Here is a 25012-nt window from a genome sequence, read left to right as displayed (position 1 = left end):
TATTTAAAAACATGATGTTGGGCGAAAGCTGATTTTCGATACCATCATGCCCCTTGGTTAATGGTATTTTTTTGGTATCGTTGTGCTCGGAGGTGCCCATGACGGATCTTATTCTCGGTATCGACGGCGGGGGGACGAGTTGCCGCGCGGCGGTCGCACGCCCGGACGGCACCATCCTGGGTCGCGGCAAGAGCGGCGCGGCCAATATCCTGACCGACCCCAACAATGCGATCATCTCCATCACCGAAGCGGCCAGCGCCGCCTGTCGCGACGCAGGCCTCGACGAGGCCGGCATCGACGGCGCCTCCGCCTTCCTCGGCCTTGCCGGCACCAATGTCGGCGATCTCGCCCGCTACGTGCACGACCGCCTGCCCTTCCGTCATACGGACATCGATTCGGACGGCCTGATCGCCCTTCAGGGCGCGATCGGCGATACGGACGGGGCCGTGGCGATCCTCGGCACCGGCTCCATCTATATGGGACGCAAGAACGATGTGGTCCGCTATATCGGCGGCTGGGGTTTTACCGTCGGCGATCTCGGCGGCGGCGCGCGCATCGGCCATGCCGCGCTCCAGGAAGCGCTGCTCGCCCATGACGGCGTGCATCCGCGCTCTCGCCTGACGGACGCCATCCTCGACGAGTTCAAGCACGATCCGCGCGGCATCGTCGAATTCGCCCGCCTCTCCAAGCCGGGCGATTTCGGCCGCTATGCCCCCCTCGTCTTCACCCATGCGAAGGACGGCGACGCGCAGGCGATCGCCATCGTCAGGGCGGGGGCGGCAAGCGTCAACGAATCGCTCGACGCCATCATGGCGCTGGCGGGCGCGCCGCGCCTCTGCCTGCTCGGCGGCCTTGCGCCGCTCTATCCGCAATGGCTGTCCGCCCACCATCGCGCGATCCTGGTGGAGGCCGAGGCCGACGCCCTGACCGGCGCCGTGGCGCTCGCCGCCAAGGCCTACAGAGAGCGGACGGGAGCTGCCGCATGACCACGCCCCTTGCCGCGATCCTCACGCCGGAAAGCCTGCAATCGGGCGTGCCCGGCCCGCTCTATGTCAAGCTGCGCCAGACGCTGGAGGAGGCGATTACCTCCGGCAAGCTGAATTACGGCGACGCCCTGCCCGCCGAGCGCGACCTCGCCGACCACGCCAATGTCAGCCGCGTCACCGTGCGCAAGGCCGTCGACGACCTCGTCAAGGACGGCCTCCTGGTGCGCCGCCACGGCTCCGGCACCTTCGTCGCCAAGCCTGTCGCCAAGGTGCAGCAGTCGCTGTCCCGCCTCACCTCCTTCACCGAGGACATGGCGCGCCGCGGCCTCACCACCCGCGCCGAATGGCTCGACCGGGGCCTGTTCCATCCCTCGCCGGACGAGATGATGATGCTCGGCCTTCCGGCCGACGCGCTCGTCGCGCGGCTCGGGCGCCTGCGCGTGGCCGACGACATGCCGCTCGCCATCGAGCGCGCCTGCATCTCGGCGGAATTCCTGCCCGACCCCATGCAGGTCACGACCTCGCTCTATGCGGCGCTGGAAAAGCGCGGCTGCCGGCCGGTGCGTGCCGTCCAGCGCATCTCCGCCTACAACATGAAGGACCCGGACGCGGCCATGCTCGGCGTGCCCGCCGGCTCCGCCGGGCTCTCCATCGAGCGCGTCTCCTATCTGCGCTCCGGCCGGGTGGTCGAATTCACCCGCTCCATCTATCGCGGCGATGCCTATGACTTCGTCGCCGAACTGACGCTTTCCGAGACGTGACCAACCGCGAAGGGACTTCCATGCAGACCAACATGCGCAAAGAGATCGACGAAATCCCGGACGCGGCGGCCCGCCTGCTCGCCAATTCCGCCAGCGCCATCACGGCCGCCGGCAGGGCGCTGCGCGAGCGCGATCCGCAGTTCTTCGTGACCGTCGCGCGCGGCTCCTCCGACCATGCCGCGCTCTTCCTGAAATATGCGATCGAACTGACCGCCGGCCGCCCCGTCGCCTCGCTCGGCCCGTCGCTCGCCTCCATCTACGGCGCGAAGCTGAAGCTTTCCGGCGCCGCCGCCATCGCCATCTCCCAGTCCGGCAAGAGCCCCGACATCGTCGCCATGGCCGAAGGCGCGACGAAGGGCGGCGCGATCTCGATCGCGCTCACCAACACCCTGCCCTCGCCGCTCGCCGCGGCCTGCGCGCACTCGCTCGACCTCTCCGCCGGCCCGGAACTTTCCGTCGCGGCGACGAAATCCTACGTCAACTCCATCGTCGCCGGCCTTGCCGTGCTCGCCGAATGGACGGGCGACACCGATCTTGACCGCGCGGTGAAAAACCTGCCGGAGCAGTTCGCCAAGGCCGTCGCGCTCGACTGGTCCGACCTTGCCGGTGACCTCAAGGATGCCCAGTCGCTCTACGTGCTCGGCCGCGGCCCAGGCCTTGCGATCGCCAGCGAGGCCGCGCTGAAGTTCAAGGAGACGTCCGGCATGCATGCCGAGGCCTATTCCTCGGCGGAAGTGCTGCACGGCCCCGTCGCGCTCGTCGGTCCGTCCTTCCCGGTCATCGCACTCGCCGCGCGTGATGCGGCGGAAGCGTCGGTCACCGGCATGGCCGACAGCCTCGCCGATCGCGGCGCCTATGCCTGCGTCACCGCCGCCGGCGGAAAAAGCGCGCGAAAACTGCCCTTCGTCGCCACCGGACACCCGATCACCGATGCGCTGGCGCTCATCGTGCCCTTCTACGGCTTCGTCGAGGCCTGGTCGCGCGGCAAGGGCCTCGATCCCGACAAGCCGGTCAACCTGAAGAAAGTGACGGAAACCCGATGACAGCCCTCACCGCCCTTACCGGCGCCCGCATCTTCGACGGCGATCTGTGGCATGAGAACAGCACGCTCGTCATCGCGGACGGCAAGGTCGCCGCCGTCGCGCCTCTTCGCGAGGTGCCGGCCGGGGCCCGCACCGTGCCTATGGACGGGCTGTCGCTCGTCCCCGGTTTCATCGACCTGCAGGTGAACGGCGGCGGCGGCGTGCTGCTCAACGAGCGGCCGGACCTTGAAGGCATCCGCACGATCTGCGCCGCCCATGCCCGCTTCGGCACGACGGCCCTCCTGCCGACGCTGATCACCGACAATGTCGAGGTGACGACGGAAACCATCGCCGCCGGCCTTGCGGCGCAGCAGGCGCAGGTCCCTGGCTTCCTCGGCCTCCATCTCGAAGGCCCGCACCTTTCGGTGGCGCGCAAGGGCGCGCACGACCCGCGCCTCATCCGCCCGATGGAAGAAGCCGACCTCGCCCGCACCGTCGAAGCGCGAAAGGGCCTCGATGCCCTCCTGATGACGCTGGCACCGGAAAACGCCGGCAACGAGCAGATCGCCGCGCTCCATGCGGCGGGCGTCACCGTCAGCCTCGGCCATTCGGATTGCACCTACCGGACTGCCGCCGCCGCCGTTTCGGCCGGCGCCAGCATGATGACCCACCTGTTCAACGCCATGAGCCCGCTCGGCCACCGCGAGCCCGCCATGGTCGGCGCGGCACTCGATCTCGGCCATGTCAATGCCGGCCTGATCGCCGACGGCTTCCATGTCGATCCGGCCTCCATCGGCGTGGCGCTCAGGGCAAAGCGCGGCCCCGGCCGCATCTTCCTCGTCACCGACGCCATGTCGACCATCGGCACCGACATGGCGAGCTTCTTCCTCAACGGCCGGGAGATCTTTCGCGAGGGCGGGCGCCTGACGCTTGCCGACGGCACGCTCGCCGGCGCCGATATCGACATGGCCTCCTGCATCCGTTTCATGCGCGACCATGTCGGCCTCAACCTGGAAGAGGCGCTGCGCATGGCCTCGCTCTACCCGGCCGAGGCCATCGGCATGACCGGCCGCAAGGGCCGCCTCACCCACGGCCACGACGCCGACTTCGCCGTCATCGACGGCGACGTCAATGTGGTCTCGACCTGGATCGCCGGAACGCCGGTCTTTGCCAGCTGATGCCGGCGCCGCGGTTCTTGCGGGCCGCGGCGGAATCGGCTCTACCCCGTCGGATCATCTGACCTATCGATCCGGGAGCGCCCCATGCAATTGATCTTCGACGGCCACAACGACGTCCTGCTTCGCCTGTGGGAGAATGCCCGGAAGGGCGCCGACCCGGTCGCCGAATTCGTCGGGGGAACGGAGCTCGGCCATATCGACGCCCCGCGCGCGAAGAAGGGCGGCCTTGCCGGCGGCTTCTGCGCCATGTTCATCCCGCCGGTGGAGGATTATCCGCCGCGCGAGGTCGACGAGAACGGCCACTACGATATCCGGATGGTCGGGCCGCGCGCCCATGCCGACGCGCTGGAGATCGCGCTCGAAATGGCCGATATCGCCGCCCGGCTGGAAGCGGCCGGCGGCCTTGCCATCTGCCGCTCCACGGCGGAAATCCGCGCTGCCATGGAGGCCGGCCGCTTCGCCGCCGTGCTCCATATCGAAGGCTGCGAGCCGATCGCCGCGGACCTGTCGAACCTGGAGACCTTCTACGAGAACGGGCTGCGCTCGCTCGGCCCCGTCTGGAGCCGCCACAACCTGTTCGGCCACGGCGTGCCCTTCGCCTATCCCTCCTCGCCCGACACGGGGCCGGGCCTGACGGCGGCCGGCATCGAGCTGGTGAAGGCCTGCGACCGGCTCGGCATCATGATCGACCTCGCCCATATCACCGAACAGGGTTTCTGGGACGTGGCGCGCGAAAGCAGCCAGCCGCTCGTCGCCACCCATTCCAACGCCCACGCCCTGACGCCGATCTCGCGCAACCTCACCGACCGCCAGCTCGACGCGATCCGCGAGCGCAAGGGCATTGCCGGCCTCAACTACGCCACGACCATGCTGAGGGCCGACGGCCAGGAAAGCCCCGAAACGCCGCTCTCCGACATGGTGCGCCACATAGACCACATGGTGGAGCGCATGGGCATCGACTGCGTGGCGCTCGGCTCGGATTTCGACGGCGCGACCATTCCCGGCGCGATCCACGACGCCGCCGGCGGCCAGGCGCTCGTCGCGGCGCTGCGCGAGGCGGGCTATGGCGAGGGCGACCTTGCCAAGCTCTGCCGCGAGAACTGGCTGCGGCTCCTCAAGACCGTCTGGCGCGAAGCCTGACCGAAACAACCGGAAGGACACCATGGCCAAGCCCCTCATCGAACTCTGCGTCGAAGGCATCGACGGCTTCCTCGCCGCGCAGGATGCCGGCGCCGACCGCGTGGAACTCTGCGCCAGCCTGGTGGAGGGCGGCCTGACGCCGAGCCTTGCGACGATCCGCGCCGCGGTGAAGGCGGCAAGGATCCCCGTCCATGTCATCATCCGCCCGCGCGGCGGCGACTTCCTCTATTCTCAGACGGAATTCGAGACGATGGTGGAGGACGTCGCCGCCCTGAGGGATGAAGGCGTTTCCGGCATCGTCATCGGCTGCCTGACGCCCGACGGCCGGATCGACGAGGCGCGCACGCGGCGGCTGGTCGAGGCCGCACGGCCGATGTCCGTCACCTGCCACCGCGCCTTCGACATGACGGCCGATGCCGGCGAGGCGCTGGAAGCGCTCATCCGCTGCGGCGTCGACCGCGTGCTGACCTCGGGCCAGCGCGACACCGCGCTGGAGGGCCTCGCCATCCTCAAGGCTGCCAACGAGCAGGCGGCCGGCCGCATCGTCGTCATGGGCTGCGGCGCGCTCGATGCCGAGAACATCCGGAAGGTTCGCGACGGCGCCAATCTCACCGAACTGCACTTCGCCGCGCTGAAGACGGTGCCGAGCGGCATGGCCTTCCGCAACCCGCATGTCGGCATGGGCGGCACGCAGAAGGACCGGGAATACGAGGTGACGCTGACCGACGGGAACGCCGTGCGCGCCACCATCGCCGCGGCAAAATCGTAAGGGCCCGGCTTGCACGAAGGCAGGGCATCCTTACCTGATAGAGCAGAAGGGTGCCCCCACCCGATGCGACGACCCTGCCTGATCGGAAAACGAGGAGACCCGCCATGACGCCGAAACTTCTTGCCGCAGCCGGCCTGATGGCCCTTGTCGCCCTGCCCGCCGCCGCCGAGACAGTCGGCAAGGTCGGCGTCGACTGGATCGGCAACGACATCTATGTCGATGCGGTGACCGATCCGGAGGTCTCCGGCATCACCTGCCACGTCACCTATTTCAACCGCAGCGTCATCGACCGGCTGAAGAAGGGCAACTGGTTCGAGGATCCCTCCAACAACGCCATCGCCTGCCGGCAGACCGGCCCGATCACCGTCGGCGACATCGAACTCGACAGGGAGGGCGAGGAGGTCTTCAAATCCGGCCTCTCGCTCATCTGGAAATCGCTGATCGTCACGCGCATCTACGACAGGAAGAACGACACGCTGATCTACCTCGCCCATTCACGCGAACTGACGGAAGGATCGGCGAAAATGTCGATCTCCACCGTGCCGCTCTACGGCGAGACGGTCACCTGGACCAACGGCAAGCCCTAAAAAAAACGCCCCGGCGCCTGAGGTTCCGGGGCGTTTTCGTTGAAAGGCCGGCGGCTTACTTGACATAGACGACCTTGCCGCCATCGCCCGCGGTCTGGATCTCGATGACGTTCTGCAACTGGACGTTCTTCGCGGTCAGGGCCTCCACCAGTCCCGGTTCGCCCTGAAGCTCGGCCTGGACCTTTTCCATGGTGATCGGATCGTTAGCCTTGAGGCTCAGGCGCTCGGCCTCGCCGCGCTTGCTGTCGTCGGCCTCCAGCGAGGAGAGCGTGACCACGTTCACATCGTCCGCAGCGATCGAGCCCGTGGACATGCTGTCCGAGGTCATGGGCATCGTGGCGTCCTGCGCATAGGCGACGCTCGCCGCGGGCGCGGCGGCAAGAAGCGAGGCAAGGGCGATCGTAAGGGTCTTCTTCATCGGAATTCTCCATGTTTTTCTATGGGAAGCATGGAGGGAACGGTGCGGGCCACGCATGGTTCCGGATAAATTTCCGCGAATGCCGAAGGCGCCCGGCCGAAAGCCGGCCCGGCGCCCTGGATGACGCAATCCCGGTTGCCGCGATCAGGCGGCCTGAGCGAGCTCGTCGGCGATGACCGTGTCGAGGTTGAGGAAGCAGACCATCGACTTCTCCAGCGCGACGATGCCGCGGCAGAAGGCGCGCTGGGCCTCCGGGATGATTTCCGGCGCCGGCTGGAGGGCTTCGCTCTTGATGGTCATCATGTCGGAGACCTGCTCGACCAGCAGGCCGACCAGCTTGCCGGCAATGTCCGTGACGATGATCGCCGAGCGCTCGGAGGGCTCGGTCATCTTCATGCCGAGGCGGCAGGCCATGTCGATGACCGGGATCACCGCGCCGCGCAGGTTGATGAGGCCCAGCACATAGGGCGGCGTGTGCGGCATCGGCGTCACCGGCGCCCAGCCGCGGATTTCGCGGATGGCCATGATGTCGATGCAGAACTCCTGCTCCCCGAGGTGGAAGGAGACGATTTCGAGATAGGCGCCGGACTGTTTCAGGGCATTGGACATGGTGAGACTCTTTCCAATCGACATGGACTTGGCGGAATGCGCTGCACGCCGTCTCCGGCGCACGGCGGACATCATGTCCAGCGGGTCTGACCGGCCCTTTGCGCGTCGTCCGAAAGTGGCAAAGAGAGATTAAACAATGGCTAAGGAACAGCACCGGAAACTTGTATTTTAGCCGCTTTCGATGAAATTCCGGGCCCGGAATACCTTCCGTTACGGCAGTCCGGGCCGGTTTGAAATCCCGCGATTCCAGTCTATACTCGCCGTCATGGACAAGACCGCCCGCCGATACACCGCCCTGCCCGCCGCGCTCATCGCGCTCGGCCTCGGCGTGATGGCCGCCACCGCCGCCTTTGCCGGCTGGCTGGAGCATGGCACGGCGATCTTCCTCAGCCTTGCCGACAGCGGCATGGCCTGGTGCTTCTGATCACAATTCCGCGAGACCCGCTCCTGCCCGCCCGTTGCGGCAATCGGCCCCTTTGCGCGCACCGGGGCGAAGGACTATGACACCGGCAGACATAGCCTGATCGAAGGACTGCCATGAAGACCCTGCGCCTCGTACTGTGGATTGCCGTCGCCCTCGTCGCGGCGCTGCTCGGCTGGCTGACGCTGGAAATGAGCGAGACGAAGGAGAAGGTCGCGAGCGGCCCGTTCGGCGTGCCCTTCGAACTCGTCGCCCAGGACGGCAAGCCGATCACCGAAAAAGCCTTCACCGGCAAGCCGACCGCCCTCTTCTTCGGCTTCACCCATTGCCCGGAAGTCTGCCCGACCACGCTGTTCGAGATGAACGGCTGGCTCACCAAGGTCGATCCCGACGGCTCGAAGCTGCAGGCCTATTTCGTCACCGTCGACCCCGAGCGCGACACGCCGGAACTGATCGGCCAGTATGTCGGCAACGTCTCCAAGCGCATCACCGGCATTTCCGGCCCGGTGGACAAGGTGCTGGACATGGTCAAGGGCTACCGCGTCTATTACCGCAAGGTACCGCTCGACGAGGAGAAGCCCGACGGCGACTATACGATGGACCACACGGCCTCCATCTTCCTGCTCGACGCGACCGGCCGCTTCGTCGGCACCATCGCCTATGGCGAGAACCCGGAGGTCGCCGAAGAGAAGCTCGCCAACCTGATCAAGGGCTGACGGTCCCTTTGCCCTCGGCCAGCGGACATGCTAGGCGGACCTGAAACAACAGGGACCCCGAGCCGTGAGCGAAATCCGCCTCTACATCACCACGACCGAGAAGCGGGCCGAGATCGCCCTCTCGCTGATGACCGACGCCTTCGAGGACGAAGGCTACGCCATCGCGACGATGGAGATCGACGAGAAGAACGACGTCTGGGAGGCCTCGGTCTACATGTTCCGGCCGGACGAGGCGGATATCCACGCGCGCTTCGCAGCCCTCCTCGCCGACGAATTTCCCGATGCGGTAATCGAGCGCGAGGAACTGCCCGATATCGACTGGATCGCCAAGTCGCTGGAAGGCCTGAAGCCCGTGCGCGCCGCGCGTTTCGTCGTGCACGGCTCGCATGACCGCGGCAAGGTGCGGGCCGGCGAGATCGCCATCGAGATCGACGCCGGCCAGGCCTTCGGCACCGGCCATCACGGCACGACGGCAGGCTGCCTGGAGGTGATCTCCGACGTGATGCGCACGCGCAAGGTGAAGCGCGTGCTCGACCTCGGCACCGGCAGCGGCGTGCTGGCCATCGCCGCGCGCAAGCTCGCGCCGGTCGCGGTGCTGGCAACGGATATCGACCCGATCGCCACCCGCGTCGCCAGGGAAAACGTCCGCCTCAACAACATCGCCTCGGGCATCGCGCTGGAGACGGCGCCGGGCTTCCATTCCACCGCCTTCGGCCGCCACGGCCCCTTCGACCTCGTCATCGCCAACATCCTCGCCCGACCGCTCATGCGCATTGCGCCGCAGCTTTCCGCGCAGCTTGCGCCGCAGGGCGACGTCATCCTGTCCGGCATCCTCGCCTCGCAGCGCTGGAAGGTGCTTGCCGCCTACAACGGCGCGGGCCTGCGCCATGTGCGCACGATCTGGCGCGAGGGCTGGGTGACGATCCACCTCGACAATCGGCGATAAGCCGCAGCTTGAAGCGGGGTGGCAACATCCCGCTCCAACGTCAGGAAATCGCGGGAAAAAGAAAAGGCGGTGCCAGAGGCACCGCCTATGGACCGGCGAACCGGCCTGCCCGCGAGCTTGAGGAGGAGGAGCGCTCAAGCGGGCCTATGTGTTCCGAGCGCCTTCCCGGAGGAGGGAGGAGGAGTGACCGGCAAGACGCCTGATCGGAACACCTAGCTTTTTGCCTTTCGGCAGTTCATTTTTGCGATCCGAAGGACTGGAGGGACTTTCACTTCGTTTCGCTTGAAGCGCATTTCGTTTCGCTTCGTTGGCGCCGCTTATACGGGATTCGAAAATTTGCGACAGGCCCTTTGGAACATGGGTGCCATGCGCAAGACGCATAAGTCCAATTGCAGACCTCTTCGCGCTACCAAAGGGTTCTTCCGGCCATGGCCGCCATCGTCATCCCCCTCGTCTGCCTCGCCGTCGTCGTCTTCGTGCTGTGGGTGGCGATCCGCGCCAATATCGCGGCGCACAGGCACCCCTACCGCGCCGAGAGCACGACCCGCACCGAGGCGGAGCGCCGCCGCATCGCCCAATCCCTGCGCGATGCCTTGAGCCGCCAGCCGCTCGGCGCGCCGCTCGCCGCGCGGCTCTGGGGCAAGCTGATGAACGCGATGCCCGGCCACGGCGTGATCTACGACCATCACCGGGATTTCTGCGGCCAGGGCCTCATCCGCACCGAAGACGGCGTCATGCTGGCCGACGTGCAGGACGGCGGCATCTATTTCGGCCCGCCCATCGCGGAGTGGAAGACCGAGGAGGACTTCGTCGCCTTCCTCGCCCGCCAGTCGGATTTCTCGATGAGCGGCTGGGATGCCGGCGAACCCGCCTTCTTCACCGAGGACGACTGGTATCGCAACAACCAGCGCCTGACCCGCGCCGTGCTGGAGCGCTACCTCTCCCGCCTTTGACGCGGCCGGCCGGTGGCTAAAGCGCGTCGCGATCTTCCCGATTCGCTCCTTGCGCTTTCGCTCTCAGGTTTTTCGCATGTCGTTAGCGCAAAACCGCTGCACACTTTTGCGCGACATGCTTTAGGTTTTTCGCATGTCGTTAGCGCAAAACCGCTGCACACTTTTGCGCGACATGCTTTAGATTACCGGCACGATTCATCGCCATACCGGAAGTCTCCCATGTTCCAGAGTTTCGACGTCACCTCCACGCCCCAGTTCGGCCGCGAACGCGCCGAGGCGCTGCGCGCCGGCTTCGATGCGCTCGGCATCGACGGCTTCCTCGTGCCGCGCGCCGACGAATACCAGGGCGAATACGTGCCGGCCTCGGCCGAACGCCTCTCCTGGCTGACGGGCTTCACCGGCTCGGCCGGCGTGGCGCTCGTCATGCGCGGTGCGGCCGTGGTCTTCGTCGACGGGCGCTATGTCACGCAGCTTGCCGAACAGGTGGACGGCAGCGTCTTCACCGGCGGCGACCTCGTCGGCGAGCCGCCGCATCTCTGGCTGCAGAACCATGGCCCGAAGGGTTTTCGCCTCGGCATCGACCCGTGGCTGCACACCGGCGCGGAGGTGCGTCGCCTCGAAAAGGCGCTTGCCGGCCTCGGCGGCGCCCTCGTCTTCCTGCCCCACAACCCGCTCGACAAGGCCTGGACCGACCGTCCGGGCGAACCGCTCGGCCGCGTGACGATCCAGTCGATCGAGCAGGCCGGGGAACTCGCCCGGGACAAGCTCGCCAGGATGGCGGAGGCGACCGCCAAGGCCGGCGCCGACGCCCTCGCCGTCACCGACCCCTCCTCCATCGCCTGGATCTTCAACATCCGCGGCAGCGACGTGCCGCACACGCCGCATCCGCTGGCCCGCGCCATCATTCCGGCGGAGGGCCGCCCGCAGCTTTTCCTCGACAAGCGCAAGACCGGCATCGAGCCCGAGGCCTACCTCACCCAGCTTGCCGACCTCGTGCCGCCCTCGCAGTTCGACGAGCGCATCGCGGCGCTCGCCGCCGAGGGCAAGCGCATCCTCATCGATCCCGACCAGGCCCCCTTCGCGCTCGCCGAGATCGTGCGCCGCAAGGGCGGCACGCTGGTCGAGGCCGCCGACCCGGCCCGCCTGCCCCGCGCCTGCAAGAACGCCGTCGAGATCGACGGCTCCGCGCGCGCCCACCTTCAGGACGGCGCGGCCATGGTGGAATTCCTCGCCTGGCTCGACGGCACGACGCCCGGCACGCAGACCGAGATGGCCGTCACGAAGAAGCTGGAGGCCGTGCGCGCCAGCGTCGGCGAGCGCCACCAGAATCCGCTGAAGGACGTATCCTTCGACACCATCGCCGGCGCCGGCGCCCATGCCGCCATCATGCACTATCGCGTCACGACCTCGACGGACGCGGTCATCGAACCCGGCACGCTGTTCCTCATCGATTCCGGCGCGCAATATATCAACGGCACGACGGACATCACCCGCACGGTGGCGATCGGCGCGGTGCCGGAGGAGCAGAAGCGCTTCTTCACGCTGGTGCTGAAGGGCATGATCGCGATCAGCACGGCGCGGTTCCCCAAGGGCACGCGCGGCTGCGACCTCGATCCGCTCGCCCGCATCGCGCTGTGGAAGGCCGGCGCCGATTTCGCCCACGGCACCGGCCACGGCGTCGGCTCCTACCTTTCAGTGCACGAGGGTCCGCAGCGCATCTCGCGGCTTTCGACGCAGGAGCTGCTGGCCGGCATGATCCTCTCTAACGAGCCGGGCTACTATCGCCCCGGCGCCTTCGGCATCCGCATCGAGAACCTGATCCACATCCTGCCGGCCGCCCCGGTCGAGGGCGGCGACATGGAGATGCTCGGCTTCGAAACGCTAACCTTCTGCCCGATCGACCGCCGGCTCGTCGTGCCCGCGCTGATGACGGACGAGGAGCTTGCCTGGCTGAACGCCTACCACGCGCAGGTGCGCGAGAAGATCGCGCCGCTGCTGTCGGACGAGGCGACGAAGCGCTGGCTGGAAACGGCGACGGCGCCGGTCAGCCGATGACGTGACGCAGCACCATCACGACCGCCCAGCCGATGGCCAGCACCGGCAGCAGTGAAAGGCGCAGGCCGATGAGGAAGGCGACGGCCATCGTCAGGCTGACGTCGAAACCGCCCGTCACGGCCGCCGGCGCCACCAGCGTGGTGAGCACGGCGGCCGGAACGGCGTTGAGCGCCGCTTCGGCGCGCGGCGGGATGCGCTTCATGCGCGTGATGAAGACATAGCCGCCGACGCGCGTCAGATAGGTCGCGATCGCGCCCGCGGCGATGATCAGCAGCGTCTGGGTGTGGAACAGCGTGTCCATGCTCATGCCTCCCCGCCCACGGTCTCGCCGACCGGTTCGGCCGGCGCCTTGTCGTCGAGCGGCATGACGGCCGCGACGAGCACGCCCGCCAGCGCCCCCAGGCTGACATGCCAGGGGGAACCGACGAAATGTAGCGCCAGGATCGAGCCCGCCGAGGAGGCGAGCACCACCGGCAGCCAGTTCGCCCGGCTGCGGAAGCCGAGCACGAGGCCCATGAAATAGATCGGCAGCAGCACGTCGAGGCCGATCGCCTTGGGATCGCCGATCAGGTTGCCGAGCAGCCCCCCGACGACCGTGAGGCAGAGCCAGGGCACATAGACGGTGAGGCCGAGCACCATGGACCAGACATAGCTGACGCGAATGCCCGCATCGGCGCGGCGTTCGGTTTCGGCGAACTGCGGGTCGGTGAGGAAGAACAGCGACGTCGCCTTCTGCCAGAAGGTCAGATGCCGGATATGGGCGGCGATCGCCGCCGAATAGAGCACATGCCGGAAATTGACCGCGAAGATCGACAGCACCACCAGCCAGGGCGCGACATTGTGGTCGAAAAGCTCGACGCCGACGAGCTGGCTGGCGCCGGCATAGAGCGTCGCGCTCATCAGCGCGGCTTCCGCGATCGTCAGGCCGTTGTCGATGGCGACGGCGCCGAACAGGACGGCGAAGGGTGCCGCGGCAATCGCGACGGCGCTGCCACGCCGGAAGGCGTCGCGGATTTCTTCTTTCGTGGCGGGGGTCATGGGTCTGCTCTATCTTGGGAGCCAACAGCCATAGAGCAGCAAGGGCCTGCCCGCAAACCAATATGGCTGATGGATCGTTCAGCGCCGTTGATCGATCAGCACCGAATTGCGTCCGGTGCTGATGGATGATCACCCCTTCTTGAGCTGGAACGTGTGCTCGGGCCCGGGGAAGCTGCGCGCCTTCACCTCTTGCGCATACGTCGCGAAGGCTTCGCTCATGACGGGGGCGAGATTGGCGAAATGCTTGACGAAGCGGGGCTTGAAATCCGTGAAGATGCCGAGCACGTCGTCGACGACGAGCACCTGGCCGTCGCAGGCGGGCGAGGCGCCGATGCCGATGGTCGGCACCTTGACCGTGCCGGTGATCTCGCGCGCCAGCGGCTCGACCGTACCCTCGATGACGATGGCGAAGGCGCCGGCCTCGTCGATGGCCGCGGCGTCCTTGCGGATCTTCTCGACTTCCTTGTCGTTGCGGCCGAGCGAGCGATAGCCGCCCGTCGTGTTGATGAGCTGCGGCATCAGGCCGACATGGCCGAGCACCGGAATACCGCGCTGGGTGAGGAAATGCACCGTCTCGGCCATTTCCGCCCCGCCCTCCAGCTTGACCGCCGAACAGCCGGTCTCCTTGAGCACCCGGGCGGCCGTCGCGAAGGCCTGCTCCTTGGATTGCTGGTAGGAGCCGAAGGGCAGGTCGACGACGACGCAGGCATTGGACGAGCCGCGCATGACGGCCTGGCCATGGGCGATCATCATCTCGATCGTCACGCCGACGGTGGAATCGAGGCCGTAGAGCACCATGCCGAGGCTGTCGCCGACCAGCATGAAGTCGACATGGGGATCCATCAGCTTGGCGACGGGGGTCGTATAGGCGGTGAGGCTGACGATGGGGCGCTCGCCCTTGAGGGCCCGGATGTCGGCGGGCGCCAGACGGCGCTTGGCGGTGTGTACGCTCATGTCAGGCTACCTTTTTCATGGTCTTCGGGCCGAGAACCCGGTTGTCGAGGAGTTTCGTGCTCCCAAAGCGCACGAAAAGCAACAAGAGAGCCGGCTTGTCGCCGACCGTGTCGATCCTGGCGAGCGTCTGCGGATCGCGGACCGCGACCACTTCCGGCCGGGCCAGCGGCTCGCGCGCAAGGAAGGCGGCAACGCCCGCCTCCAGCCGTTTTGCGTCCGTCTCGCCGGCCATAATCAGCCGCTCTGCCTCTTCCAGCGCCCGCGGCACGACGGCGGCGGCCGCGCGCTCCTCGGGCGTAAGATAGACATTGCGCGAGGAACAGGCGAGGCCGTCCGCCTCGCGCACCGTCGGCACGCCGACCACCTCGACCGGCTGCGCCAGGTCCTCGGCCATGCGGCGGATGATGGCGAGCTGCTGGAAATCCTTCTCGCCGAAATAGGCGCGATCCGGCTGGGCGATGTTGAAGAGTTTCGTGACCACCGTCGCGACGCCCGCGAAATGACCGGGCCGCACCGAGCCTTCGAGTTCCGAGCCGAGCGTCGGCACGTCGACGACGGTCTCCATCGGCCGCGGATACATGTCGGCAACGCCGGGCGCGAAGAGGTAGTGCACGCCTTCCCCCTCCAGCATAGCCCGGTCGCGGGCAAGGTCGCGCGGATAGCGCGCCAGATCCTCGTTGGCGCCGAACTGCAGGGGATTGACGAAGATGGTGGCGACGACGATGTCATTGTCGGCGCGGGCCCGCCGGGCAAGCTCCATATGGCCGACATGAAGATAGCCCATGGTGGGCACGAGACCGATGGTGCGGCCGTCCAGCCGGTGCGGCGCCAGCGCCGCGCGCAAATCCGCGATGGTGGTCAAGGTCTGCATCGACGGTTCCTCCTTGCTCTCGCCCTCTCCCGCGGGCGATGCCGCCCGCACGGCCTCTTGCGGGCCGTTTCAGGGTGCGCCGCTTTCTATCTTGTGCAGCGCAAAAAGACAATCGGCAAACACCCTTGCCGGCGATAGGCCCCGCCGCTGGGCAGGGTTGCATTTTGCGCACTGTACTTTTTACGCAAGGGCCAGTAGAGAGCGCACCAGCAAGCTCGTCGCGGACGGGCTGAGAGTGCGACGCCAGATCGTCGCGGAACCCGAATTCCGAAAGACCCTACATGACGAGTTTCGAAAGCCTCGCTCCGGCGATGGCAAAGGCGTTGGAAAAACGCGGCTATACCACCTTGACGCCGGTGCAGGTCGCCGTCTCCGACCCGAAGATCGGCGATGCCGACGCGCTGGTCTCGGCCCAGACCGGCTCCGGCAAGACCGTCGCCTTCGGCCTGGCGCTCGCCCCGACGCTGCTTGAGGGCGAAGAGCGCTTCGCCCGCGCGCAGAGCCCGCTCGCCCTCGTCATCGCCCCGACGCGCGAACTTGCCATGCAGGTCAAGCGCGAGCTGGAATGGCTCTACGAGATGACCGGCGCCGTCATCGCCTCCTGCGTCGGCGGCATGGACGTGCGCAACGAGCGGCGCGCGCTGGAGCGCGGCGCCCATATCATCGTCGGCACGCCGGGGCGCCTGCGCGACCACATCACCCGCGGCAACCTCGATCTGTCCGCCATCCGCGCCGTCGTGCTCGACGAGGCGGACGAGATGCTGGACCTCGGTTTCCGCGAGGATCTCGAATTCATCCTGGAAGCCGCGCCGGAAGAGCGCCGCACGCTGATGTTCTCGGCCACCGTGTCGAAGGAAATCGCCACGCTTGCGAAAAACTACCAGCGCGATGCGCTGCGCATCTCGACGGCCTCCGAGCGCGAGCAGCATGTCGACATCGACTATCGCGCCCTGCTGACCGTGCCCGCCGACCGCGAGAACGCCATCATCAACGTGCTGCGCTACTACGATGCGCAGAACGCCCTCGTCTTCTGTTCGACGCGCGCGGCGGTCAACCACCTGACGGCCCGCTTCAACAATCGCGGCTTCTCGGTCGTCGCCCTCTCCGGCGAACTCAGCCAGAACGAACGCACCCACGCGCTGCAGGCCATGCGCGACGGCCGCGCCCGCGTCTGCATCGCCACGGACGTGGCCGCGCGCGGCATCGACCTGCCGAACCTCGAACTCGTCGTGCATGCCGACCTGCCGACCAATCCGGAAACCCTGCTGCACCGCTCGGGCCGCACCGGCCGCGCCGGCCGCAAGGGCGTCAGCGCGCTCATCGTGCCGCTCAGCGCCCGCCGCAAGGCCGAGCGCCTGCTGCAGGCGGCAAACCTCAAGGCGAACTGGGCGACCCCGCCGTCCGCCGAGGACATCCTGCGCCGCGACGACGAGCGCCTGCTCGCCGACCCGATGCTGACCGACGCGATCGGCGAAGACGAGATCGAGACGATCGACGCGCTTGCCGCACGCTTCGACGCAAGGCAGCTTGCCGCCGCCGTCGCCCGCTTCTTCAAGGCCGGCCGCTCGGCGCCGGAGGACCTGGTCGAGGTCTCGCTCGAGCAGCGCAAGCCGCGCGAGCGCGGCAACGATTTCATTCCGGCCGAAACCAAGCGCCCGCGCGAGGGTTTCGGGGCGAGCGTCTGGATCTCCGTCTCGGTCGGCCGCAAGCAGCGCGCCGAGCCGCGGTGGCTGATCCCGATGCTCTGCCGCAACGGCAGCATCACCAAGAACGAGATCGGCGCGATCAAGATGCAGCCGGAGGAGACCTATATCGAGCTCTCCGCCGATGCCGCCGACGGCTTCCTCGGCCATATCGGTCCGAGCAGCATGCTGGAGCGCGGCATCCGCGTCACCGTGCTGGAAGGCCAGCCCGACCTGACGCCGCAGCCCTATACGCGCACGCCCGGCGAGAAGACGCAGCGCTACGACAAGCCGGAGCGCCGCGCCGACTGGAAGCCGAAGGGCGAGTTCGACAAGAAGCCGCGTTTCGAAAAGAAGCGCGATTTCGACAAGCCCGAGGGTGCCGCCGGCAAGCCGCACTGGAAGGACCGCGAGGATGGCGGCAAGAAGCCCGCCAAGCCGTTCGCCGGCACAAAACCCTTCAAGGGCAAGCGCGACGAGAAATTCGCCAAGCCCGACGGCGCCCCGCGCAAGCCGAACGGCAAGAAGCCGGATCGCGCCTGATCCCCTCTGCCTGCCCGCATGGGCAAAAAAGCATAGTGCCTGACCTCGCCCCTTCCTTCTCCCCGAGGGGAGAAGGAAGGGGCGGCAATACCGTGCCGTGAATTTGGCCTATACCCGGTTCGCGCGGAACCATCCGCCTCGCGCCGCGTTTCCCCCGCGCTTTGGCGAGGGGGGTTCATGGCACGCGACGAGACGCATGCGGCTAGCGACAAGGACGAGTTCGGCCGCTTCGTGACCGGGCTCGGCCGGGGCGTCGCCGGGGCGCTCCTGCTGGCGCTGCCGATGCTGATGACCATGGAAATGTGGTATCTCGGCTTCTACATGGCGCGCGAGCGCCTGTTCCTGCTGCTCCTTCTCAACATTCCTCTCCTTATCCTGCTCGCCCACCGCATCGGCTTCGAGGAGACCTTCAGCTGGCGCGAGGCGATGCGCGACGCGACGATTGCCTATGGCATCGGCATCCTCACCAGCCTGGTCGTGCTGACGGCGCTCGGCCTCCTGCGCGGCGGCATGCCGGCGAACGAGGTTGCCGGCAAGGTCGCGCTGCAATCGGTGCCCGCCAGCATCGGCGCCATGCTCGGCCGCAGCCAGCTCGGCCATGGCGAAGACGACGCGGAGGACGGAGAGACGCCCTATCACGGCGAACTGCTGCTGATGGCGGCCGGCGCGCTCTTCCTCTCGCTCAACATCGCGCCGACCGACGAGATGATGGTGCTCGCCTACAAGATGACGATCTGGCATGCCATCGTCGTCGCGCTCCTCTCCATCGCCCTCATGCATGGCTTCGTCTATGCGGTGTCCTTCACCGGCGGCCACGAGCTTTCGCCGCAGACGCCCTGGTGGCACGCCTTCGTGCGCTTCACCCTGCCCGGCTACGTCATCGCGCTGGCGGTCAGCATCTTCGCCCTGTGGATCTTCGAGCGCCTCGGCGACAGCTCGCCGGTCGAGATCATGCTGTCCGTCATCGTGCTCGGTTTTCCCGCCGCGCTCGGCGCCGCCGCCGCGCGGCTGATCCTGTGAGGCCGCCATGACCCGCTCCAGACAGGGCCGCCACCGGGAACGCCACGATCCGCACTGGATCGAGTGGCTGACCGGCCTTCTCTCCGCCCTGCTGATCGCCGGCATGCTCGGACGGATCGGCTGGGAGGCCTTCACGCGGGAAGCGACGCCGCCGGACCTCTCCGTCACCGTCCTGACGACGGAAAGGGCCGGATCCGGGCATCGCGTCGCCTTCGACATCGCCAATTCCGCCACCACTACCGCGGCGGCCGTCACCGTCGTCGGCCGTCTGCTGGAGGAGGGAAAGGTGATCGAGGAGAACCGTGTCGTCTTCGACTATGTCGCCGCCGAATCGAAATCGAGAGGCGCGATCCTGTTTTCGAACGACCCGGCCGGGCGGCAGGTGGATATCCGCGCCGCCGGCTATACCGATCCGTGACGGCCGGCTTCAAACGGGGAACCAATTCCGCGCCCGGGGATTGAACAGGACACGAGCGGTTCCGGCGACGGTGCAAAGCGGCCGCGCCCGGAATTGCGGCGAAACAAAAGATCTGAGCATCCATGTCCGCACAGGAAGGGGATGGCCGATCCCACAAGGTTCTACCCATGGAATGGCCCATTCTCATCCTGCTGACGACACAGGTTCTCCTGCCGGCCTTCTTCCTTTGCTGGCTCTGGCTGCCGCGCCCCGCCGACCGGCTCGGCTGGCTCATGCGCGTCGTCTACGGTGCGGCCTATTTCTCCTTCATCGCCGTCATCGGCCGCTGGGACTTTCTGGGCGCCGTCCTCGCCCTGCTCCTGCCGGCCGCCTTCGCGGCGGCCGCGGTGCTTTCCTACCTGCGCATGCGCCGCCGCCCATGGAGCCTGTCGCGCTCCGTGCTGCGCGCGCACGGCTTCACCGCGGCCATGGCGGTCTTCTTCCTGGCGCTGACGGCGCGGGCGCTTTCCGGCTACGGCTACGAGGAAACGGCGGTGGCGCTCGCCTTCCCCTTTTCCGCCGGCACCTATTATATCGGCCAGGGCGGCGGCACGACCGCGATCAACACCCACCATGCCGACCAGAGCCAGCGCTTCGCGCTCGACATCGTCGCGCTCAACGATTTCGGCATGCGGGCGAAGGGGCTGATGCCGAAGGCGCTCTCAGACTACGCGATCTATGACAGGGAGGTGAAGAGCCCCTGCACCGGCATCGCCATCGCCACCCGCGACGGCGTCAGTGACAACCGCATCTTCGAGACGAATACCGCAGCGCCCGCCGGCAACAACGTCATCCTGGCCTGCGGCACGGCCCGCATCCTGCTCGCCCATTTCCGCAAGGGGTCCATCGCGGTCGCCGCCGGCGTAATCGTGTCGCAGGGCCAGACGCTCGGCCGGGTCGGCAATTCGGGCAATTCCTCCGAGCCGCACCTGCACATGCACGCCTATCTCGGCGGCACGCGGGACTACGGCGAAGGCCAGGGCATGCCCATGACCTTCGGCGGGCGCTTCCTCGTGCGCGGCTCGACCGTCACGGCGCCTTGATGCGCTCGAACCAGCCGTCCTCGTCGATGACCTCGACGTCGAATTCCCGCGCCTTGTCGAGCTTGGAGCCGGCGCCCGGTCCCGCCACCACGAGATCCGTCTTCTTGGAGACGGAACCCGCCACCTTGGCGCCCAGCCGCTCGGCCATCGCCTTCGCCTCGTCGCGCGTCATCTTTTCGAGCGAGCCGGTGAAGACCACGGTCTTGCCGGCGACGGGGCTGGAACTTGCCACCACCGCCTCCGCCGCCTCCGGCGTCACCTCCTGCAGCAGCCGATCGATGACGTCGAGATTGCGCGGCTCCTTGTAGAACTCGACCATCGCCCGGGCGACGACCTCGCCGATGCCGTCGATGCTGTTGAGTTCGTTCCAGGCCTCGCCGGAAAGCGGCGCCGCGCCCTTCATCCCCTCCTCGAAGGCGGCATAGGTGCCATAGGCGCGCGCCAGGATCTTGGCGTTGGTCTCGCCGACATGGCGGATGCCGAGCGCATAGATGAAGCGGTTGAGCGCGATCGACCGGCGGGCGTCGATGGCGTCGTAGAGCTTGCGCACGCTCACCTTGCCGAAACCGTCGATGTTCTCCAGCTTTGTCAGCGAGGCGGCCTGCCGTTTCTCCAGCGTGAAGATATCGGGCGCGGTGCGGATCGCCAGCGACGGGTCCTCAGCCTCGAAGAAGAAGTCGATCTGCCTTGCGCCCAGCCCCTCGATATCGAAGGCGTTGCGCGCGACGAAATGCTTGAGGTGCTCCACGGCCTGCGCCCGGCAGACGAAGCCGCCCGTGCAGCGCGTGACGGAATCGAGCCGGCCCGTCTTCTCGTGGCGCTCGCGCACGGCATGGCTGCCGCAGACCGGGCAGGTCTTCGGGAATTCGTAGCGCTGCGCCTCCGCCGGCCGCTTCTCCATCACCACGTCGAGCACCTGCGGGATCACGTCGCCCGCGCGCTGCACGATGACGGTGTCGCCGATGCGGATATCGTGGTCCTCCGCGCGGATGCGCTCGCCGCTGTTGCCGATGCCCTCGATATAGTCGGCATTGTGCAGCGTCGCATTGGTGACGACGACGCCGCCGACGGTGACCGGCGTCAGCCGGGCGACGGGCGTCAGCGCGCCGGTGCGGCCGACCTGGATATCGATCTTCTCGACGGTGGTGAAGGCCTGCTCGGCCGGGAACTTGTGCGCCGTCGCCCAGCGGGGCGAGCGCGAGCGGAAGCCGAGGCGCTCCTGCAGCGCCAGCTCGTCCACCTTGTAGACGACGCCGTCGATGTCATAGTCGAGATCCGGGCGGGCAAGGCCGATCTCGCGGTAATGCGCGATGATGTCGTCGACATTGGAAAGCCGCCTCGTCAGCGGGTTGACGGGAAAACCCCAGTTCCGCAGCACGTCGATCATGCCGTGTTGCGTATCGGCCGGCATGGCCGACATCTCGCCCCAGGCATAGGCGAAGAAGCGCAGCTTGCGGCTCGCCGTCACCGTGGCGTCGAGCTGGCGCAGCGATCCGGCCGCCGTGTTGCGCGGGTTGACATAGGTCTGCTTGCCCTCCGCCGCCATCTTCTCGTTCAGCGCCAGGAAGTCGCTCTTGGCCATGTAGACCTCGCCGCGCACCTCGACGATATCGGGCGCGCCGGCCGGCAGGCGGTTCGGGATCTCGCCGATGGTCATGACATTGGCCGTGACGTTCTCGCCCGTCGTGCCGTCGCCGCGCGTCGCCGCGCTCACCAGCCGGCCGTTCTCGTAGCGGATCGACATGGAAAGCCCGTCGATCTTCGGCTCGGCGGTAAAGGCGATCGATGCGTCCGGCAGGCGGCCGAGGAAGCGATAGACCGAATTGACGAAATCCCGGACGTCCTCGTCGGAGAAGGTGTTGTCGAGCGAGAGCATCGGGCGCGAATGAACGATCGGCGCGAAGGTCGGCAGCGGCGCCGAGCCGACCCGGCGCGACGGGCTGTCGTCGCGCACGAGCGCGGAGAACCGCGCCTCGATCGCCTCGTTGCGCCGCTTCAGGGCGTCATAGTCGGCATCCGAGATCTCCGGCGCATCCTGGCCGTGGTAAAGTTCGTCATTGCGCGCGATCTCGGCCGCCAGGAAGGCAAGCTCGGCCGCCGCTTCTTCTTCGCTAAGGGTCTCGACGGGGGTCTTCACGTTTGCCATGGCCTGCTCCGGATTCTGCAACCGGTTTTAGAGAAAACGGGGTGAAAGGGAAGATGGAACAGCCCCGCTACACCCCGCCCGACAGCAGCCGCGCCGCGGCCGCCCTCGCCTCGTCGGTCACCGAAGCGCCGGCGAGCATGCGGGCGATCTCCTCGGTGCGGGCGCCGTCGTCCATCCGGGCGACGCGGGTAGCGACCGTCTCGCTGCCTTCGACAGGCCCCTTGGAGATGAGGAGATGCGTCGCCGCGCGGGCCGCGACCTGCGGGGCGTGGGTGACGGAGAGCACCTGCACGGTGGCCGAGAGCCGCTTCAGCCGCTGGCCGATGGCATCGGCCACCGCGCCGCCGACGCCAGTGTCGATTTCGTCGAAGACGAGGGTCGGCGCGGAGCCGCGGTCGGCGAGCGCCACCTTCAGCGCCAGCAGGAAGCGCGAGAGCTCGCCGCCCGAGGCCACCTTCATGATGGGCCCGGGGCGCGTGCCGGGATTGGTCTGGACGTGGAACTCGACCGTGTCGATCCCCTCCTCCGCGCCGCCTTCCGGATCGGTGGCGATCTCGACGGCGAAGCGCGCGCGCTCCAGCTTCAGCGCCGGCAGTTCGGCCATGACGGCGGCGGCCAGCGCCTCGGCCGCATGGTGGCGCTTTTGCGAAAGCGAGCGGGCAGCCAGGTCGAAAGCGGCGCGCGTCTCGGCAAGATGGGCCTGCAGCCGCACCAGCTTCTCCTCGCCGGCATCGAGATCGGCAAGATCGGCGATCATCTTTACGGCAAGCGCCGGAAGGCCGGTGACCGGCACGGAATATTTGCGGGCGGCGGCGCGCAGGGCAAAGAGGCGCTCTTCCGTGCGCTCCAGCTCCTTCGGGTCGTATTCGGTCTTGCGCAGCGCCACGTCGACGGCCATCTGCGCATCGGAAAGCTGGTTCAGCGCCTGGTCGAGCAGCTCGACCGTCTCCTCCAGGAGGCCCGGCGCCTCGTGGCTCTTGCGCTCCAGCCGGCGCACCAGCGCGGCGATGAGCGGCACGGGCGAGGCATTGCCGTTCAGGAACTCGCTCGCCTCGTTGATGTCGCCGGCGATGCGCTCGGCCTTCATCATGCGGGCGCGGACTTCGGCCAGCGCATCCTCCTCGCCGTCCTGCGGCGAGAGGGTTTCCAGCTCCTCGACGGAGGAGCGCAGGTAATCGGCCTCGCGGGCGGCCGCCTCCACCTTCTCGCGGTGGCGACGCAGCGTGCGGTCGGCCTCCTTCCACTGGTGATAGAGCGTGCCGACGTCGCCCGCCGCCTCGCCGAGGCCGCCGAAGGCGTCGAGCAGCAGGCGGTGCGCATCGGTGTCGACAAGCGCGCGGTCGTCGTGCTGGCCGTGGATCTCGACGAGGCGCTGGCCGGCCTGGCGCATCAGCTGCACGGAGACCGGCTGGTCGTTGACGAAGGCCTTGGTGCGCCCGTCGGCGGATTGCTGGCGGCGGAAGATCAGGTCGCCGTCGTCATCGATGCCGTTGTCGCGCAGCAGCATGCGGGCGGCGTGGCCCTGCGGCACGTCGAAGACGGCCGTCACCTGACCGCGCTCCACGCCGTGGCGCACCAGCGAACCGTCGCCACGCCCGCCGAGGGCGAGCGACAGGCTGTCGAGAAGGATGGACTTGCCGGCGCCCGTCTCGCCCGTCAGCACGGAGAGGCCCGGCTCGAAAGCAAGGTCGAGCCGTTCGATCAGGACGATATCGCGGATCGAAAGCTGCGCCAGCATCCGGTGTTTGCTCTTCGGTCAGACGCCGAGCAGGTTCTTGCCGGCGCGGGAAATCCAGGATCCGCTGTTCTCGCGCGGCTCAAGCCCCTTCGATTGAAGCAGCTTGTAGCTGTCGGCATACCACTGGCTGTCGGGATAGTTATGGCCGAGGACCGCCGCCGCCGTCTGCGCTTCCGTATCCACGCCCATGGCGTAATAGGTCTCGACGAGACGGGCGAGCGCTTCCTCGATCTGGTTGGTCATCGGGTATTTCTCGACGACGACGCGGAAGCGGCTGGCAGCCGCGATGAATTCCTTGCGCTCGAGATAGTAGCGGCCGACCTGCATTTCCTTACCGGCGAGCTGGTCGCGGGCAAAACGCATCTTGGTCTGCGCGTCCTCGACATATTCCGAATCGGGATAGTTCTCGACGACGGCCTGCATGGCTTCCAGCGTCTGCGCGGAGGCGCGCTGGTCCTGCGTCACGCTCGGGATCTGCTTCCAGTAGGCGAGGCCGACGATATATTGCGCATAGGCCGCGTCTTCCGAACCCGGATAGAGGTTGAGATAGCGTTTGCCCGCGGTGATCGCCTCTTCGTTGCGGCCCTGGCGATAATTCGTGAAGGCCGACATGACGAGCGCCTTGCGCGCTTCCTCGGAGAAGGGATGCTGGCGGTCGACGGCCTCGAACTTGCGGCTCGCCTCGCCCACCTTGCCGGCATTGAGGTTGGCAAGGCCCTGGTTGTAGAGCGTGCCGGCCGGCTCGGTCTCGCCGGTCAGCTTGGTGATGTCGATGTCCGGATCCGACTGGCACGCGGACAGAACGACAGGCGTAGCCGCCGCAAAAAGCGTAAGATAGACAATGCGCGCCGTCTTCTTCACACCAACAGACCCTGCAACAACCATGTGACAATCCCAGTTCAACGGACGCGGTGCGGTAACCCGCCGCGCGCGCCCCGCGTTGTATCTCCAAATGCCTG

At 67.3% G+C, this 25012-nt stretch carries 25 protein-coding genes; 16 read left to right on the top strand and 9 right to left on the bottom strand.

Annotated elements, in window-relative coordinates; translation table 11 throughout:
* The first annotated feature begins 98 nt into the window (after positions 1-98).
* The 7 genes from AB3G45_RS13440 to AB3G45_RS13410 all read left to right on the top strand — a co-directional run bounded on the left by AB3G45_RS13440 (position 99) and on the right by AB3G45_RS13410 (position 6443).
* Positions 99-986, top strand: a complete 888-nt coding sequence (locus tag AB3G45_RS13440) for a BadF/BadG/BcrA/BcrD ATPase family protein (RefSeq protein WP_367831042.1) — start codon at positions 99-101, stop codon at positions 984-986.
* Positions 983-1747 carry a GntR family transcriptional regulator gene (locus AB3G45_RS13435; protein WP_367831041.1) on the top strand — a complete coding sequence of 255 codons (765 nt, stop codon included), beginning with the start codon at positions 983-985 and terminating at the stop codon, positions 1745-1747. The genes AB3G45_RS13440 and AB3G45_RS13435 overlap by 4 nt, the downstream gene beginning before the upstream one ends.
* A gap of 20 nt (positions 1748-1767) precedes the next feature.
* Positions 1768-2790 carry an SIS domain-containing protein gene (locus AB3G45_RS13430; RefSeq protein WP_367831040.1) on the top strand — a complete coding sequence of 341 codons (1023 nt, stop codon included), beginning with the start codon at positions 1768-1770 and terminating at the stop codon, positions 2788-2790.
* Positions 2787-3947 (top strand): N-acetylglucosamine-6-phosphate deacetylase, encoded by a 1161-nt coding sequence (gene nagA, locus AB3G45_RS13425; RefSeq protein ID WP_367831039.1) that lies wholly within the window; start codon positions 2787-2789, stop codon positions 3945-3947. Before AB3G45_RS13430 ends, nagA begins: the two co-directional genes overlap by 4 nt.
* Before the next feature lie 84 nt (positions 3948-4031).
* Positions 4032-5087 (top strand): dipeptidase, encoded by a 1056-nt coding sequence (locus AB3G45_RS13420; protein WP_367831038.1) that lies wholly within the window; start codon positions 4032-4034, stop codon positions 5085-5087.
* Positions 5088-5109: 22 nt separating this feature from the next.
* Positions 5110-5856, top strand: coding sequence for a copper homeostasis protein CutC (locus tag AB3G45_RS13415; RefSeq protein WP_367831037.1), 747 nt, complete (start codon positions 5110-5112; stop codon positions 5854-5856).
* Positions 5857-5960: 104 nt separating this feature from the next.
* Positions 5961-6443 (top strand): CreA family protein, encoded by a 483-nt coding sequence (locus AB3G45_RS13410; protein ID WP_367831036.1) that lies wholly within the window; start codon positions 5961-5963, stop codon positions 6441-6443.
* 55 nt (positions 6444-6498) lie between these two features.
* Here the strand turns inward: AB3G45_RS13410 and AB3G45_RS13405 are convergent, their stop codons facing one another.
* Positions 6499-6861 (bottom strand): hypothetical protein, encoded by a 363-nt coding sequence (locus AB3G45_RS13405; protein ID WP_367831035.1) that lies wholly within the window; start codon positions 6859-6861, stop codon positions 6499-6501.
* 144 nt (positions 6862-7005) lie between these two features.
* Positions 7006-7470 (bottom strand): chemotaxis protein CheW, encoded by a 465-nt coding sequence (locus AB3G45_RS13400; RefSeq protein ID WP_023514279.1) that lies wholly within the window; start codon positions 7468-7470, stop codon positions 7006-7008.
* Positions 7471-7735: 265 nt separating this feature from the next.
* Here AB3G45_RS13400 and AB3G45_RS13395 point away from each other — a divergent pair, with 265 nt between their 5' ends.
* The 5 genes from AB3G45_RS13395 (at position 7736) to AB3G45_RS13375 (ending at position 12561) form a co-directional block, all read left to right on the top strand.
* Entirely contained in the window at positions 7736-7894 is a 159-nt protein-coding gene (locus AB3G45_RS13395) for a hypothetical protein (RefSeq protein ID WP_367831034.1), read from the top strand.
* A gap of 113 nt (positions 7895-8007) precedes the next feature.
* Positions 8008-8607 (top strand): SCO family protein, encoded by a 600-nt coding sequence (locus AB3G45_RS13390; protein WP_367831033.1) that lies wholly within the window; start codon positions 8008-8010, stop codon positions 8605-8607.
* Positions 8608-8671: 64 nt separating this feature from the next.
* On the top strand, positions 8672-9553 hold the full coding sequence (locus tag AB3G45_RS13385) for a 50S ribosomal protein L11 methyltransferase (RefSeq protein WP_367831032.1): 882 nt from the start codon (positions 8672-8674) through the stop codon (positions 9551-9553).
* 428 nt (positions 9554-9981) lie between these two features.
* Positions 9982-10506, top strand: coding sequence for a hypothetical protein (locus tag AB3G45_RS13380; protein ID WP_367831031.1), 525 nt, complete (start codon positions 9982-9984; stop codon positions 10504-10506).
* A 219-nt stretch (positions 10507-10725) separates the two neighbouring features.
* Positions 10726-12561, top strand: coding sequence for an aminopeptidase P family protein (locus AB3G45_RS13375; protein ID WP_367831030.1), 1836 nt, complete (start codon positions 10726-10728; stop codon positions 12559-12561).
* Here the strand turns inward: AB3G45_RS13375 and AB3G45_RS13370 are convergent.
* The 4 genes from AB3G45_RS13370 to panC all read right to left on the bottom strand — a co-directional run bounded on the left by AB3G45_RS13370 (position 12551) and on the right by panC (position 15424).
* Complete coding sequence (locus AB3G45_RS13370; protein ID WP_367831029.1) at positions 12551-12862, bottom strand: AzlD family protein; 312 nt, start codon at positions 12860-12862, stop codon at positions 12551-12553. The genes AB3G45_RS13375 and AB3G45_RS13370 overlap by 11 nt on opposite strands.
* A gap of 2 nt (positions 12863-12864) precedes the next feature.
* Positions 12865-13599 (bottom strand): AzlC family ABC transporter permease, encoded by a 735-nt coding sequence (locus tag AB3G45_RS13365; protein WP_367831028.1) that lies wholly within the window; start codon positions 13597-13599, stop codon positions 12865-12867.
* Positions 13600-13728: 129 nt separating this feature from the next.
* Positions 13729-14553 (bottom strand): 3-methyl-2-oxobutanoate hydroxymethyltransferase, encoded by an 825-nt coding sequence (panB, locus tag AB3G45_RS13360; protein WP_367831027.1) that lies wholly within the window; start codon positions 14551-14553, stop codon positions 13729-13731.
* Between the two features lies 1 nt (position 14554).
* Complete coding sequence (gene panC / locus AB3G45_RS13355) at positions 14555-15424, bottom strand: pantoate--beta-alanine ligase (RefSeq protein ID WP_367831026.1); 870 nt, start codon at positions 15422-15424, stop codon at positions 14555-14557.
* A gap of 281 nt (positions 15425-15705) precedes the next feature.
* Between panC and AB3G45_RS13350 the strand changes: the two genes are divergently transcribed.
* The 4 genes from AB3G45_RS13350 to AB3G45_RS13335 all read left to right on the top strand — a co-directional run bounded on the left by AB3G45_RS13350 (position 15706) and on the right by AB3G45_RS13335 (position 20169).
* The gene (locus AB3G45_RS13350) at positions 15706-17649 is read left to right on the top strand and encodes a DEAD/DEAH box helicase (protein ID WP_367831025.1); all 1944 of its coding nucleotides are present in this window, start codon (positions 15706-15708) and stop codon (positions 17647-17649) included.
* A 177-nt stretch (positions 17650-17826) separates the two neighbouring features.
* The gene (locus AB3G45_RS13345) at positions 17827-18669 is read left to right on the top strand and encodes a TIGR02587 family membrane protein (protein ID WP_367831024.1); all 843 of its coding nucleotides are present in this window, start codon (positions 17827-17829) and stop codon (positions 18667-18669) included.
* A 7-nt stretch (positions 18670-18676) separates the two neighbouring features.
* Positions 18677-19087: a TIGR02588 family protein gene (locus AB3G45_RS13340; RefSeq protein ID WP_367831023.1), complete on the top strand. Its 411-nt coding sequence runs from the start codon at positions 18677-18679 to the stop codon at positions 19085-19087.
* A 167-nt stretch (positions 19088-19254) separates the two neighbouring features.
* A complete protein-coding gene (locus AB3G45_RS13335) occupies positions 19255-20169 on the top strand; it encodes a M23 family metallopeptidase (RefSeq protein WP_367831022.1) in 915 nt (304 codons plus the stop codon).
* Here AB3G45_RS13335 and ligA read toward each other — a convergent pair.
* The 3 genes from ligA to AB3G45_RS13320 all read right to left on the bottom strand — a co-directional run bounded on the left by ligA (position 20156) and on the right by AB3G45_RS13320 (position 24938).
* Complete coding sequence (gene ligA / locus AB3G45_RS13330) at positions 20156-22315, bottom strand: NAD-dependent DNA ligase LigA (protein WP_367831021.1); 2160 nt, start codon at positions 22313-22315, stop codon at positions 20156-20158. The genes AB3G45_RS13335 and ligA overlap by 14 nt on opposite strands.
* Positions 22316-22382: 67 nt before the next feature.
* Positions 22383-24053 (bottom strand): DNA repair protein RecN, encoded by a 1671-nt coding sequence (gene recN, locus AB3G45_RS13325; protein WP_367831020.1) that lies wholly within the window; start codon positions 24051-24053, stop codon positions 22383-22385.
* 18 nt (positions 24054-24071) lie between these two features.
* Positions 24072-24938: an outer membrane protein assembly factor BamD gene (locus tag AB3G45_RS13320; RefSeq protein ID WP_367831019.1), complete on the bottom strand. Its 867-nt coding sequence runs from the start codon at positions 24936-24938 to the stop codon at positions 24072-24074.
* Positions 24939-25012 lie beyond the last annotated feature (74 nt).

Source organism: Shinella sp. S4-D37, assembly GCF_040812195.1.
Lineage (GTDB): Bacteria > Pseudomonadota > Alphaproteobacteria > Rhizobiales > Rhizobiaceae > Shinella.
Note: the sequence above shows the minus strand (reverse complement) of the source record. Positions and strands in the feature narration are given on the sequence as shown.